The organism is Amycolatopsis viridis (assembly GCF_011758765.1).
Lineage (GTDB): Bacteria > Actinomycetota > Actinomycetes > Mycobacteriales > Pseudonocardiaceae > Amycolatopsis_E > Amycolatopsis_E viridis.
The window spans coordinates 4,800,871-4,814,544 of the sequence record NZ_JAANOU010000001.1 but is presented as its reverse complement, the minus strand read 5'-3'; the positions used below and the strand labels follow the sequence as shown (position 1 = coordinate 4,814,544).

Here is a 13,674-nt window from a genome sequence, read left to right as displayed (position 1 = left end):
AGATCCAGTAATGGATCCATTTACAGATCGGGAGAGGCACCATGACGACGCACACGGACCTGGTCCCCGGCGCACCCTGGGTGGAGCTGTCCACCAGCGCGCGGGACTGGTCGGACGCCGATCCGGACGTGCTTCTGCAGCTGCTCGGGCGCGCGCAGTGGATCCGCTCGTTCGAGGAGTACGTGCTCGAACTCGCCGGGCAGGGCCTCATCCACGGCCCGGCCCACTCCAGCGTGGGTCAGGAGGGCGGCGCCGTCGGCTCGATCCTCCCGCTGCGCTCGGACGACTTCGTCAACGGATCCCACCGTGGCCACCACCAGTTCATCGCCAAGGCGGTCGGCCACGTTCTCCAGCCGAAGCCCGGTGCGCTCCCGGAGATCACGCCCGAGGTGCACGAGGTGTTCCGCCGCACGCTCGCCGAGATCTGCGGTCTCGCCGACGGCTTCTGCCGCGGGCGCGGCGGGTCGATGCACCTCCAGTGGCGCGAGGCGGGCGCGATGGGCACCAACGCCATCGTCGGCGGCGGCGTCCCGCAGGCCGCCGGTTTCGCCTGGAACATGAAGCACGCCGGCACGGACGCCGTCTCGGTCACCTACTTCGGCGACGGGGCGGTCAACATCGGTTCCGTCCTGGAGACGTTCAACCTCGCGGCCGCCTGGAAGCTGCCGATCTGCTTCTTCATCGAGAACAACCAGTACGCCGTCTCGACGCCGGTGGCCAAGGCCACCGCGGAGACCCGGCTGTCGGCCCGCGGCCCCGGTTTCGGCATCCCGAGCTGGCGCGTCGACGGCATGGACGCCCTCGCCGTGTACACCGCGATGACCGAAGCGGTCGAGCACATGCGGGCCGGCCACGGGCCGACGATCATCGAGGCCGACCTCTACCGGTACTTCCACCAGAACGGCGCGTTCCCCGGTTCCGCCTTCGGCTACCGCTCCAAGGCCGAGGAGAAGGCGTGGCGGCAGCGCGACGCGATCGACCAGCTGCGTGCCGCCGTCGTCGAGCGCGGCCTGCTCACCGCCGACGCGGTCGACGCGGCGAAAGCCGAGGTGGACGCGGTCATGGCGGGTATCGGTGACACGCTGCTGGAGCCGGTCGCCGGGGGCAAGCCGGGGCAGCGCCGCATCCGGCCGGAGCTGTGGCCCGACACCAGCTTCGTCGACGTCGGCGTGCGCGGGGACCTCGCCGAGCTGGAGGGACTCCGGTTCGAGGACCAGGACGACTTCACCGGCGAGCTCGGCGAGCGGCGGTTCATCGACGTGGTGAGCGACGTGATGGGCCGGCGGATGGAGACCGACGACCGCATCGTCGTGATGGGCGAGGACGTCGACGGCCTCAAGGGCGGCACCAACGGTGCCACGAAGCGCGCCCTCGAACTGTTCCCCGACCGGGTCCTCGGCACCCCGATCAGTGAAAACGCTTTCGCCGGGCTCGGCGGGGGGATGGCCCTCGACGGCAGGTTCCGGCCGGTCGTGGAGTTCATGTACGCCGACTTCATGTGGGTCGCTGCCGACCAGCTGTTCAACCAGGTCGCCAAGGCGCGCCACATGTTCGGCGGCGAGAGCGCCGTCCCGTTCGTGCTGCGCAGCAAGCTCGCCGCCGGAACCGGTTACGGCTCGCAGCATTCGATGGACCCGGCCGGCATCCTGACCACCGCGCCCGGGCTGCGGGTGGTCGCCCCGTCCACGCCGTTCGACTACGTCGGGCTGATGAACACCGCGCTCGCCTGTGACGACCCGGTGGTCGTGCTCGAGCACGTCGACCTCTACACCACGACGGGTGTCGGCCCGGTCGACGACCTCGACTACCACCTGCCGGTCGGCAAGGCGGCCGTGCGCCGGGAGGGCACCGGCCTCACGGTCATCTCCTACCTCTCCATGGTGGGGCACTGCCTGGAGGCGCTGGACGAGGTCCCCGAGGTCTCCGCCGATCTGATCGACCTGCGCTGGCTGGACCGCGCTTCCCTGGACTGGGCCACGATCGAGGAGAGCGTGCGGAAGACCAACCGGGTCCTCATCGTCGAGCAGGGCGCGATCGGCACCTCCTACGGCGGCTGGCTGGCGGACGAGATCCAGCGCCGCCTCTTCGACTGGCTGGACGCCCCCGTCGAGCGGGTCACCGGCGGCGAGGCGTCGCCGAGCATCAGCAAGGTGCTCGAGCGCGCCGCGATCGCGAAGACCGACGAGGTCGTCACCGCCCTGCGGCGCATCGCCGCCGAGTGAGCCCGCACCAACCGCTACCGATCCAGAGACGAGGACAATTCCATGGCTGAGCTGTTGCCGGTGCCGGAGGTGGCTGCCGGCGCGACCGAGGTGGTCGTCGCCGAGTGGCTCGTCAAAGTGGGGGACGAGTTCGCGGCGGGCGACCTCATCGCCGTCATCGAGACCGAGAAGGCCGTGGTCGAGATGGAGGCGGAGAAGGGCGCGACCCTGCTGCGCGCGCTCGTGGCGCCCGGCTCGACCGTCGACGTCGGAGCGCCCATGGCGCTGCTCGGTAGCGCCGACGAGCTCACCGAGGACCTCGACGCCGTACTCGCCGAGCTGGGTGTGACCGGAGCGGGCACCGCCGAGCCGGTCGCCGCCGTGCCCGCCACCGCGTCCGCCACCGAGGCGGCGTCGCAGGGCCCGTCGGCCGGAACCACCGATGCGGCGCCGGGGTCGCGAACCTTCATCAGCCCGATCGCGCGCAAGCTGCTGCGGGAGGCGGGGCTCAGCCCCGACGGCGTCACCGGGACCGGCCCCCACGGTCGCATCCGGCGGCGCGACGTCGAGCACCTCGTCGCCGCCGCAGCGAGCCAGGCACCAGCCGCACCGGCTACACCCGCCGCACCCACTGCGCCGTCCGTGCCATCTGTGCCATCTGTGCCGTCTACCCCGACTGCACCGAGCGCACCGGCTGCCGCGGCGGTGACCGGCTGGACCGACGTCGAGCACACGCGGCTGCGGCGCGCCATCGCCCGGCGGCTCACGCAGAGCAAGCAGGAGATCCCGCACTTCTACGTCAAGCGCACCGCGGTGCTCGACGAGCTGCTCGCGCTGCGTGCCCGGCTCAACGACGCCGCACCCACTAAGATCTCGGTCAACGACTTCCTCATCCGGGCGGTCGCCGTGGCGCACACCCGGGTGCCGGACGCGAACGTGATCTGGACCGACGACGCCCTGCGCCACTTCGACGGCGTGGACATCTCGGTGGCCATCGCCTCCGCCCGGGGCCTGGTGACCCCGGTGCTGCGCGGGGTCGAGAAATCCTCGCTCTCGGCGATCTCCGCCCAGGTCAAGACCTACGTCGAGCAGGCCGACGCCGGCCGGCTCCAGCAGCAGGACCTCGAGGGCGGCTCGATCAGCATCTCGAATCTCGGCATGTACGGCGTCGAGGAGTTCTCGGCCATCATCAACCCGCCGCAGTCGGCGATCCTCGCCGTCGGTGCCGGCCGCCCTACGCCGGTCGTGGTGGGGGACGAGGTGACGGTCCGCACGGCCGTCCAGCTCGTGCTGTCGGTCGACCACCGCGCCATCGACGGCGCCCTCGCGGCGCAGTGGATGGACGCCCTCGTCACCGCGATCGAGAACCCGCTGAGCCTGGTCGTCTGACCCGGCCGCGACCCACGACCCCGACAGGCCAGGAGAGATCATGACCCACGACTTCGACGTCGTCGTCCTCGGCGGTGGCAGCGGTGGCTACGCGACCGCGCTGCGCGCCGCCCAGCTCGGCCGGTCGGTCGCGCTCATCGAGCGGGACCGGCTCGGCGGCACCTGCCTGCACCGCGGCTGCGTGCCGACCAAGGCGCTGCTGCACGCGGCCGAGCTCGCCGACGCCGCGCGCGCCGGTTCCGCGCACGGCGTCCGGACGTCCTTCGAGGGCATCGACATGGCCGGTGTCAACGCGTTCCAGGACGGGGTCGTCGCCCGCCTGTACCAGGGCCTGCAGGGGCTGGTGAAGGCGGGCGGGATCACCCTGGTCCCGGGTGCGGGGACGCTGGCCGGGCCGACCACCGTGGACGTGGGCGGGGAACGCTACACCGGCACCGACCTCGTCCTCGCGACCGGCTCCACCGCGCGCACCCTGCCCGGTCTGGAGATCGGTGGCCGCGTCATCACCAGCGACGACGCGCTCCGGCTCACCGAGGTCCCGGCCAGCGTCGTCATCATCGGCGGCAGCGTCATCGGCGTCGAGTTCGCGTCCGTGTGGCGGTCCTTCGGCGCCGAGGTCACGATCATCGAGGCACTTCCGTCGCTGGTCCCGCTGGAGGACCCGGCCATCGGCAGGCAGCTCCAGCGCGCGTTCCGCAAGCGTGGCATCGGTTTCCGCACCGGCACCCGCTTCAGCAGCGTCCAGCAGACCGGCGACGGCGTGCTGGTGAGCCTGGAAAACGGCGACACGATCCCCGCCGATCTCGTCCTCGTCGCGGTGGGCCGCGGGCCGGTGTCGGCCGGGCTGGGGTACGAGGAGAACGGCATCGAACTGGACCGCGGCTGGGTGGCGACCGACGAGCGGCTGCGCACCTCGGTGCCGCACGTGTACGCGGTCGGCGATCTGGTCGCCGGCCTCCAGCTGGCGCACCGCGGCTTCGCGCACGGCATCTTCGTGGCCGAGGAGATCGCCGGACTGAACCCGCCGCCGGTCGAGGACCACACCATCCCGCGCGTCACCTACTGCGAGCCCGAAATCGCCTCCGTCGGTCTCACCGAGTCCCAGGCGCGCGAGCAGTTCGGCGAGGTCGAAACCCTCGAGTACGGCTTGGCCGGCAACGGCAAGAGCCAGATGCTCGGCACCAGCGGGTTCGTGAAGCTGGTGCGCGAGCCGGACGGCCCGATCGTCGGCGTGCACATGATCGGCGCGCGGATGAGCGAGCAGGTCGGCGAGGCGGCGCTGGTGGTCAACTGGGAAGCCCTCCCCGGCGACGTCGCCCGCTTCGTGCACGCGCACCCCACCCAGAACGAAGCGCTCGGCGAAGCCGCCCTCGCGCTGTCCGGGAAACCCCTGCACGCCCATGGTTGAGGTCACCGGGCCGGCCCCCGGCCCGGTGCGTGTCCTGGCCCTGATCATCTGGTAGGCAGGGTCGTATGCGGTTGCACGCCGGCAGGGCCGGTGCTTCGGAGGCCGCGGAGCTCGCGGTCACGTCCGCCCTGCTGCGGCAGGCCGCTGCCGGTGAGGTCCCGGAGACGCTCCGCATCTACCGCCCCGCCGGCCCGGCGGTCGTGTTCGGCCGGCGCGACACGCACCGCCCCGGGTTCCGGGCCGCGGTCGAGTCGGCCGCCGCGGCGGGGTTCGAGACGAGCGTGCGCGGTGTCGGTGGCCGGGCCGTGGCCTACACCGGCAACGCCCTCGTGGTCGACCACGTGTGCCGGCAGGTGCCTGCCGCGGCGGGTCTGAACGACCGGTTCGCGCGCTTCGGTGACCGCTACGCCACCGCCCTGCGCGAGCTGGGTGTCGATGCCCGGGTCGGTCCCGTCCCCGGTGAGTACTGCGCGGGGGAGCACAGCGTCAACGCCCGTTCGGTCGTGAAGCTCGTCGGCACGGCGCAGCGCGTCGTGCGCAACGGGTGGCTGTTCAGCGCGCTGATCGTCATCGACGACGCCGAGCCCCTCCGGCGTGTGCTGACCGACGTCTACGCCGCTCTCGACCTGCCGTTCGATCCGCGTACCGTCGGCTCGGTCGCGGACGAGGTTCCCGGCTGCGGAGTGGCCGAGGTCGAGCGCCGGATCCGGGTCGCGCACGGCGTGGACTCCCGGCCGGCCACCCCGTTCGAGAGCAGCACCCTCGCAGCCGCGGAAGACCTGGTGCCGCGCCACCTCGTGTGACCCCGCAACCGCGCACACGGTTGTGGGCCGCCGGGCGCTTCGCCGACGGCCCACAACCGCAGTGGTGACCTACTACTTGAGGCCGATCTGGTCGGCGGTGTAGAAGCCCCGGTCGACCAGGACCGGCTTCACGTCGTCCTTGCGCACCAGGCTCAGGTCGAAGAGCTTGGCCGGGACCTTCGTGGTGCCGTTGTCGTACTCGGTGTCGGCCTTCGGGAAGCCCTTGCCTTCGAGCTTGTCGGCGACGAGGTCGGCGGTGCCCTTGGCCAGTGCCTTGTAGTCCAGGTACACGGTCGAGTACTGCTGTCCGGCGAGGATCGCCTTGACCGAGTCCACCTCGGCGTCGCCACCGGTGAGCAGCGGCCAGCGGTCGCTGCCCGGGCTGAAGCCGGAGCCGGTGAGGGCCGAGATGACACCCCGGGTCAGGCCGTCGTAGGGCACCCAGACGGCGTCGAGCTTGGCGCCGCCGGAGTAGGTCTTGGTGACGATGTTCTCCATGCGTTTCTGGGCGGTTTCCGGGTTCCAGTTCAGCGTGGCGGACTGGTCGAAGGTGGTCTGCCCGGAGAGGACGCGCAGGGTGCCGTTGTCGACGTAGGGCTGGATGGTCGCCCGGTACCCCTCCCACATGTCGTAGGCCACCGAGTCGGTCGGGCTGCCGTTGACGATCTCGATGTTGAACGGGCCCTTGTTGCCGGTGTCCTTGCCGTCCTTGTCCTGGATGCCCAGGCGCTGGAGGATGGCGGTGCCGCTCAGCGCGCCGTACTTCTTGTAGTCGAACGTCGTGTAGAAGTCGGCGGCGTCGGTCTTCTGCAGGAGCCGGGTGTAGGCGACCACCGGGATGTTGCTCGCCTTGGCGTCGGCGAGCGGGCCGCCGAGGGCCTTGCCGTCGACCGCCACCACGATGAGGGCCTTGACACCCTTGGTGACCATGTCCTCGAGCTGGGACACCTGGGTCGGCGCGTCGTCGTTGGCGAACTGGACCGACGTGTCGTAACCGCGCTCCTTGAGGGTGGCGCTCATCTGGTTGGCTTCGATCTGCCAGCGGGCGTTGGTGGTGCTGGGCATCAGGATGCCGATGGTTCCGCTGCCACCGGAGCCGGATGCGCCCCCGCCACACGCGGCGAGCGCTGCGGTGAGCGCCAGGCCGAGGACGGCCAGAAGGATCTTTTTCACGGACCTTGTACCTTTCAGTCGTTTGCAGCGAGGGCTGCGCGCCGCCCCCGAACGGCAGCGGGTGGAGGCGGGCTCAGACGCTCTGGCGACCGCGTCGCTTCTTGTTCCAGAAGTCGAAGGCGACGACGACGAGCAGAACCAGCCCGAGGACGGCCTGCTGCCACTGGGCACCGAGGCCCATGATCGACATGCCGTTGTTGATCACACCGATGGTGAGGCCGCCGATGATGGCTCCGCTGATGGTGCCGATGCCACCCTGGACGGCGGCGCCGCCGACGAAGGCCGCGGCGATGGCCTCGAGTTCGAACCCGGAGCCGCCCGCGGAGGACGCCAGGTTCAGCCGGGCGGTGAACGCGAGGCCGGCCAGCGCGGCCAGCAGGCCCATGTTCACGAAGAGGAAGAAGACGATCCGCTTCGCGTTGATCCCGCTCAGCTCGGCCGCGCGGCGGTTGCCGCCGACGGCGTAGATGTACCGGCCCAGCGAGGTCCGCTTGGCGATGAGGGTGTACGCCGCGGCCAGCACGAGGAGGATGACCAGGACCATCGGGGTGCCGCGGTAGCTCGCCAGCGCCCAGCCGAGCGCGAAGACGGCCGCGCTGAGCGCGATCAGGCCGAGGACGAACGGGATCGGGGAACCGACGGGCTCGCCGTGCGACTTCTTCCCGAGGCGCCCGCGGACGCGGGTCACGACGATGGCGGCCACGAGGAGCACGGTGAGGATGACGGTCAGGACGTCGACGCCCTTGCCCGGGTGCGGGTTGCCCAGGTAGCCGGAGCCGAACTTCGTGAAGCCCTCCGGGAACGACCCGATGTTCGTCGGGCCGATGACCATGAGCGTCAGGCCGCGGAAGGTGAGCATCCCGGCCAGGGTGACGATGAAGGACGGGACGCCCACGTAGGCGATCCAGAACCCCTGGAACGCTCCGGCGGCCGCGCCGATGACCAGGGACAGGACGACCGCCAGTCCCCAGTGCACGTGGTGGTTCACCATCAGTACTGCGGACACCGAGCCGACGAACCCGGCCAGTGATCCGACGGACAGGTCGATGTGCCCGCCGACGATCACCATCACCATGCCGATGGCGAGGATGAGGATGTAGCCGTTCTGGACGATGACGTTGGAGACGTTCTGGTTCCGCACGATGACACCGTCAGTCGTGAGGGTGAACACCACGATCACCGCGGCCAGGGCCACGAACATGCTGTTGCGTGACAGGGCGGCGACGAGCGGGTTCACGCGCCGGCGCTCCTCGATGCCCACCAGGGGCGCCGGCGTGCTCTGCTCGTCTTTGGACAGGGTCGCGCTCATCGTGCTTTCTCCAGGGTCATGAGCCGCATCAGGCTTTCCGGGTTTGCGCTTTCGACAGGGAGGTCGCCGGTGATGCGGCCTTCACATACGGCCATGATTCGGTCTGCGATTCCGAGAAGCTCCGGGAGTTCGGAGGAGACGACGAGGATCGCCTTACCGTTGCGGGCCAGCTCGTGGATGATGTTGTAGATCTCGTACTTGGCGCCGACGTCGATCCCGCGGGTCGGCTCGTCGAGGATGAGGACGTCGGGATCGGCGAAGATCCACTTGCTGAGGACGACCTTCTGCTGGTTGCCGCCGCTGAGGTGGCCGGCTTCCGCGAACACCGAGGGGGCCTTGATGTTCATGGAGTCCCGGAAGCCCTTGGCCACCCCGATTTCCTTGCGCTCGTCGAGGAGTCCGCGTGTGGTAACCTTGTTCAAGGACGCGAGGGTGATGTTGCGGCGGATGTCGTCGATCATGTTGAGGCCGAGCGCCTTGCGGTCCTCGGTCGCGTAGGCCAGGCCGTGGTCGATGGCCTGGCGAACGGTCTTCATCGTGACCTCGCGGCCGTTGACCCAGGTTCTGCCGGTGATGTTGCTGCCGAACGCGTGACCGAACAGGCTCATGGCGAGCTCGGTGCGCCCGGACCCGACCAGGCCGCAGACGCCGAGGATCTCGCCGGCCCGGACCTCGAAGCTGGCCGAGTCGATGACCTTCCGGGTGGGGTCCACGCTGTCGTACACCGTCCAGTCCTCGACGCGCAGCACGGACGGCCCGAGTTGCTTGGCGGGGCGCTCCGGATAACGGTGCTCCATGTCGCGCCCCACCATCCCGACGATGATGCGGTCCTCGGTGACGTCCGTGGCGTCGAGGGTCTCGACGACCCGGCCGTCCCGGATGACGGTCACCCGATCGGCGATCTGTTCGATCTCGTTCAGCTTGTGGCTGATGATGACCGACGCGATGCCGTGCTTCTTCAGCTCGACGACCAGGTTCAGCAGGTGCTGGGAGTCCTCGTCGTTCAGGGCTGCGGTCGGCTCGTCGAGGATGAGGAGCCTGACCTCCTTCGACAGCGCCTTGGCGATCTCGACCAGCTGCTGCTTGCCGACGCCGAGTCCGGAGACGGGGGCGCTGACGTCCTCGCGCAGACCCACCCGGTCGAGGAGGGCCGCGGCTTCGCGTTTGGTCCTGTTCCAGTCGATCAGGCCGAACCGCCCGCGCCGCTCGTTGCCGAGGAAGATGTTCTCGGCGATCGACATGTGCGGGCTCAGCGCCAGCTCCTGGTGGATGATGACGATGCCGTGGCGCTCGCTGTCGCGCAGGTCCTTGAGCTGGAGGAGCTCGCCCTCGAACCAGATCTCGCCGTCGTAGGTCCCGTGCGGGTAAACCCCGCTCAGGACCTTCATCAGGGTGGACTTGCCGGCGCCGTTCTCGCCGCAGAGCGCGTGCACTTCGCCGGGCAGCACGTCGAAGGACACGCCGCCGAGCGCGAGGGCGCTGCCGAACGCTTTGGTGATGCCCCGCATCTCGAGCACGGGCTGTGGTGAGGTCGTCATGGACTGTCCGTTTCCGAAGGCGAGAAGTGGGGCCGGACGTCCTCGTCAGACGAGGATCATGCCGCCGTCGATGGGAATGATCTGGCCGGTGATGTAGTCCGAGTCCGGGCCGGCGAGGAAGATGGCGGTCGGGGCGATGTCGGCGGGCTGGCTCGGCCGGCCGAGGAGGATGTCGGCGGCCATGCCCGCGAACTTGAGCTCCGGCTTGCCGATGTTGTCCAGGGCCTTGTCCAGCTCGACCCACAACGGGGTGTCGACGACGCCGGGGGCGAACCCGTTCACGGTGATGTTGTGCGGGGCCAGCGCGCGGGCCGCGGACTGGGTCAGGGAGATCACCGCGGCCTTCGACGCGCAGTAGGGGCCGATGGCGGCGTAGCCCTGGCGGCCGGCGATGGAGGCGGTGTTGATGATCTTGCCGGGGCTGCCCTGCGCGATGAACTGCTTCGCGGCCTCCTGGGTTCCGACGACGACACCCCAGCCGTTGATGCCGGTGATGAAGTCCCAGTTGTCCTTGTCGATGTCGAGCCAGTTGCGCGGGTCGTTGACGCCGGCGTTGTTGAACATGGCGTCGAGCCGGCCGAACTCCGACACGGCGAGGTCGATCGCGGCGCGCACCTGCTCGCGGTTGGTGACGTCGGCGGCGATGGAGACCGCCTTCCCGCCGTCCTTGACGATGCGCTCGGCGGTCTCCGCGGCCTCCTCGGCCAGGAGGTCCACCACGACGATGTTCGCGCCCTCGGCCGCCATCGCGTGCGCGATACCGGCGCCGATGCCACGGGCGGCGCCGGTCACCACGATGGTGCGATCCGTCAGACGAGCAGTCACTGCGGTCTCCTTGTGTTTCGTCGGTGTTGCTTGCAATCGGTTGCAGAACCATAAGCGGGCGTCCGATGGTGCGTCAAGCGTCACAAGAGCCCGTCAACTCAGCGCGCTTGTGCCACTGCGGGAGGTGTGCGGCGGTGTTTGCCGAGCCCGAGCTGCAATCGGTTGCAGAGTCGCTGCCCACGTCCCGGATCGGGTGCGGGCCGGTGCCGCCGGCGCGCCGCCGGACGGGTGAGCCGGCGGGACTGCGGGTGGTGGGGGAGTGGGCACGGGGCGTGCCCGGGGGCGTCCACTCGGGATGGTCGGGGGTGGGGCGGAGGAGCTGCCCGGGGTGTGTATAGTGGTGTCCACGACGCGGGGTGGAGCAGCTCGGTAGCTCGCTGGGCTCATAACCCAGAGGTCGCAGGTTCAAATCCTGTCCCCGCTACCAGTGGAAAACGGCCCGGTTCATCAGAACCGGGCCGTTTTCGTGCGCCTGGTCCACCGCCGGTTGCGCCGGACGGGGGAAGGTAATGGCCTTTGTGGACATTGTCCTTGACCACAGTGGACAGATCCGCGGAAAAGTGGCACCGTGGAGGGGTGTCTGAACTCAATGCAACAGCAGCGGCACTGCTCGGCCTGCTCCAGGACGGTCCGGCCACCGGGGGGCAGCTGGTTGCGGCGGCGGAGGAGCGGTTCGGGGCGTTCTTCAGCGTCACCCGCAGCCAGGTCTACCGTGAGCTGCCCGCCCTCGCTCAGGAAGGGCTCGTCCGGCTCGGCAAGCAGGGACCGCGCTCCAGCCAGCAGTACGTGATCACGGCCGCCGGGAAAAAGGCGTTCAAGGCGTGGCTGGCCTCCGAGGCCGGTCCCGACCACTTCCGCAGCCCGCTGATCCTGCGCCTCGTCCACGCCGGCTCGCTCACCGCCAAGCAGCGCGGCGCCCTGATCGACACGGCGCGGGCCGCCTACCAGGCGGAACTCGACGAGGCCAAGGCCGCGGTCAAGGCCGCCGACGACCCCCTCAGCAAGGCGACCGCCGAGTACCGCCAGCAGTGCGTCCGCGGGGCGCTGAAGCTGGTCGACGCGGTCAACGCCCTCTGACCGGCGGCCACGAGGCACCAAGCGGCCGGTTCCCGTAACCGGCCGCGCCTCGTGCCGTAACCTTGAAGGTTGTGAGTGGTGACTTCGCAGCCGACCTGAAGGACCTCGCCGGCAAGCTGACGCAGGTCGAGTCCGTCATGGACCTCGACGGCCTGCGCGCCCAGGTGGCTGACCTGGAACAGCAGGCGTCCAACCCCAACCTGTGGGACGACCCGGAGGCCGCGCAGAAGGTCACCAGCCAGCTGTCCCACCGGCAGGCCGAGCTGCGCCGGGTCACCGACCTGCGCCAGCGCCTGGACGACCTCGAGGTGCTCCACGAGCTCGCCGAGGCCGAGGGTGACAACGCCAGCAAGGCCGAGGCCGAGTCCGAGCTGACCCGCCTCGCGCGCGAAGTGGACGCCCTCGAGGTCCGCACGCTGCTCTCCGGCGAGTACGACGACCGCAACGCGGTGGTCACCATCCGCGCGGAGGCCGGCGGGGTCGACGCCGCCGACTGGGCCGAGATGCTGCTGCGGATGTACCTGCGGTGGGCCGAACGCCACGGCTACCCGACCGATGTCTACGACATCTCCTACGCGGAAGAGGCCGGCATCAAGTCGGCCACCTTCAAGGTCGCGGCCCCCTACATCTACGGCACCCTCTCCGTCGAACAGGGCACCCACCGGCTCGTCCGCATCTCGCCGTTCGACAACCAGGGCCGCCGCCAGACGTCGTTCGCGCACGTCGAGGTGCTGCCCGAGGTCGAGGAGGTCGACCACGTCGAGATCCCGGAGAAGGACATCCGGGTCGACGTGTTCCGCTCCTCCGGCCCCGGCGGGCAGAGCGTCAACACCACCGACTCGGCCGTGCGCATCACGCACCTGCCCACCGGCATCGTCGTGTCCTGCCAGAACGAGAAGTCGCAGCTGCAGAACAAGGCCGCCGCGCTCAAGGTCCTCCAGGCCAAGCTGCTGCTGAAGAAGAAGGAGGAGGAGCGCGCCGAGCTCGACGCCCTCAAGGACTCCGGCTCCAGCTGGGGCAACCAGATGCGCAACTACGTTCTGCACCCGTACCAGATGGTGAAGGACCTGCGCACCGAGCACGAGGTCGGAAACCCCAGCTCCGTGCTGGACGGCGAGATCGACGACTTCCTCGAGGCCGGGATCCGCTGGCGCAAGCAGGTCAACGCTGCGTGATCGCCGCGCCGTGGCAATAGGCCAACCGGGGCTTGACGGGGCCGATGGGTAGGATGGCGCACCGTGATTCGGCTCGACAGTGTCTCCAAGGTCTACAAGACATCGACACGTCCCGCGCTCGAGAACGTGTCGGTCGACGTGGACAAGGGCGAGTTCGTCTTCCTGATCGGGCCCTCCGGGTCCGGCAAGTCGACGTTCCTGCGCCTGCTGCTGCGCGAGGAGGTCCCCACCAAGGGCCGGGTCTTCGTGTCCAACTTCGACGTGGCCAAGATGGCCCGCCGCCGCGTCCCCCGGCTGCGGCAGACCATCGGCTGCGTCTTCCAGGACTTCCGGCTGCTCGGGAACAAGACCGTCGCGGAGAACGTCGCGTTCGCGCTCGAGGTCATCGGCAAGCCGAAGCACACCATCAAGAAGGTGGTACCGGAGGTCCTCGAACTGGTCGGGCTGGAGGGGAAGGCCGACCGGATGCCGCACGAGCTCTCCGGCGGTGAGCAGCAGCGCGTGGCGATCGCCCGCGCGTTCGTCAACCGGCCGCTCGTGCTGCTGGCCGACGAGCCCACCGGGAACCTCGACCCCGACACCAGCCAGGACATCATGCTGTTGCTGGAGCGCATCAACCGCACCGGCACCACCGTCCTGATGGCCACGCACGACCACTCCATCGTGGACTCCATGCGACGCCGGGTCGTCGAGCTCCAGCTCGGCAAGGTGATCCGTGACGACGCCCGGGGCGTGTACGGCGTCGGCCGCTAGTCGCCCCCACCCCCGCCTGCCCC

At 69.7% G+C, this 13,674-nt stretch carries 11 protein-coding genes and 1 tRNA gene; 8 read left to right on the top strand and 4 right to left on the bottom strand.

The features are described 5' to 3' along the window. The first annotated feature begins 41 nt into the window (after positions 1 to 41). The 4 genes from FHX46_RS23865 (at position 42) to FHX46_RS23850 (ending at position 5,801) form a co-directional block, all read left to right on the top strand. Positions 42 to 2,222 carry an alpha-ketoacid dehydrogenase subunit alpha/beta gene (locus FHX46_RS23865; RefSeq protein ID WP_167119199.1) on the top strand — a complete coding sequence of 727 codons (2,181 nt, stop codon included), beginning with the start codon at positions 42 to 44 and terminating at the stop codon, positions 2,220 to 2,222. A 42-nt stretch (positions 2,223 to 2,264) separates the two neighbouring features. After that, on the top strand, positions 2,265 to 3,590 hold the full coding sequence (locus FHX46_RS23860; protein ID WP_167119196.1) for a dihydrolipoamide acetyltransferase family protein: 1,326 nt from the start codon (positions 2,265 to 2,267) through the stop codon (positions 3,588 to 3,590). Between the two features lie 40 nt (positions 3,591 to 3,630). Further along, positions 3,631 to 4,998, top strand: a complete 1,368-nt coding sequence (gene lpdA, locus FHX46_RS23855; RefSeq protein WP_167119191.1) for a dihydrolipoyl dehydrogenase — start codon at positions 3,631 to 3,633, stop codon at positions 4,996 to 4,998. A gap of 65 nt (positions 4,999 to 5,063) precedes the next feature. Continuing rightward, positions 5,064 to 5,801, top strand: coding sequence for a lipoate--protein ligase family protein (locus FHX46_RS23850; protein ID WP_167119188.1), 738 nt, complete (start codon positions 5,064 to 5,066; stop codon positions 5,799 to 5,801). A 72-nt stretch (positions 5,802 to 5,873) separates the two neighbouring features. Here FHX46_RS23850 and FHX46_RS23845 read toward each other — a convergent pair whose 3' ends face one another. The 4 genes from FHX46_RS23845 to FHX46_RS23830 all read right to left on the bottom strand — a co-directional run bounded on the left by FHX46_RS23845 (position 5,874) and on the right by FHX46_RS23830 (position 10,646). Further along, complete coding sequence (locus tag FHX46_RS23845) at positions 5,874 to 6,974, bottom strand: substrate-binding domain-containing protein (RefSeq protein WP_208400260.1); 1,101 nt, start codon at positions 6,972 to 6,974, stop codon at positions 5,874 to 5,876. A gap of 73 nt (positions 6,975 to 7,047) precedes the next feature. Further along, positions 7,048 to 8,283, bottom strand: a complete 1,236-nt coding sequence (gene mmsB, locus FHX46_RS23840) for a multiple monosaccharide ABC transporter permease (RefSeq protein WP_167119185.1) — start codon at positions 8,281 to 8,283, stop codon at positions 7,048 to 7,050. Continuing rightward, a complete protein-coding gene (locus tag FHX46_RS23835) occupies positions 8,280 to 9,821 on the bottom strand; it encodes a sugar ABC transporter ATP-binding protein (protein WP_167119182.1) in 1,542 nt (513 codons plus the stop codon). Before FHX46_RS23835 ends, mmsB begins: the two co-directional genes overlap by 4 nt. Before the next feature lie 45 nt (positions 9,822 to 9,866). Beyond that, entirely contained in the window at positions 9,867 to 10,646 is a 780-nt protein-coding gene (locus FHX46_RS23830; RefSeq protein WP_167119179.1) for an SDR family NAD(P)-dependent oxidoreductase, read from the bottom strand. Between the two features lie 350 nt (positions 10,647 to 10,996). Between FHX46_RS23830 and FHX46_RS23825 the strand changes: the two genes are divergently transcribed. From FHX46_RS23825 to ftsE, 4 genes are all read left to right on the top strand, one after another. Beyond that, positions 10,997 to 11,073 (top strand) — tRNA-Met (locus tag FHX46_RS23825). A gap of 149 nt (positions 11,074 to 11,222) precedes the next feature. After that, on the top strand, positions 11,223 to 11,723 hold the full coding sequence (locus FHX46_RS23820) for a PadR family transcriptional regulator (RefSeq protein WP_167119176.1): 501 nt from the start codon (positions 11,223 to 11,225) through the stop codon (positions 11,721 to 11,723). 71 nt (positions 11,724 to 11,794) lie between these two features. Continuing rightward, positions 11,795 to 12,898, top strand: coding sequence for a peptide chain release factor 2 (prfB, locus tag FHX46_RS23815; protein WP_167119173.1), 1,104 nt, complete (start codon positions 11,795 to 11,797; stop codon positions 12,896 to 12,898). A 63-nt stretch (positions 12,899 to 12,961) separates the two neighbouring features. Continuing rightward, complete coding sequence (ftsE, locus tag FHX46_RS23810; protein WP_017987098.1) at positions 12,962 to 13,651, top strand: cell division ATP-binding protein FtsE; 690 nt, start codon at positions 12,962 to 12,964, stop codon at positions 13,649 to 13,651. Positions 13,652 to 13,674 lie beyond the last annotated feature (23 nt).

Excerpts from the sequence above, each read along its gene's own strand:
- lpdA (WP_167119191.1), top strand. The coding sequence starts at position 3,631 with ATGACCCACGACTTCGACGTCGTCGTCCTCGGCGGTGGCAGCGGTGGC.
- FHX46_RS23850 (WP_167119188.1), top strand. The coding sequence starts at position 5,064 with ATGCGGTTGCACGCCGGCAGGGCCGGTGCTTCGGAGGCCGCGGAGCTC.
- FHX46_RS23860 (WP_167119196.1), top strand. The coding sequence starts at position 2,265 with ATGGCTGAGCTGTTGCCGGTGCCGGAGGTGGCTGCCGGCGCGACCGAG.
- FHX46_RS23865 (WP_167119199.1), top strand. The coding sequence starts at position 42 with ATGACGACGCACACGGACCTGGTCCCCGGCGCACCCTGGGTGGAGCTG.
- mmsB (WP_167119185.1), bottom strand. The coding sequence starts at position 8,283 with ATGAGCGCGACCCTGTCCAAAGACGAGCAGAGCACGCCGGCGCCCCTG.
- FHX46_RS23835 (WP_167119182.1), bottom strand. The coding sequence starts at position 9,821 with ATGACGACCTCACCACAGCCCGTGCTCGAGATGCGGGGCATCACCAAA.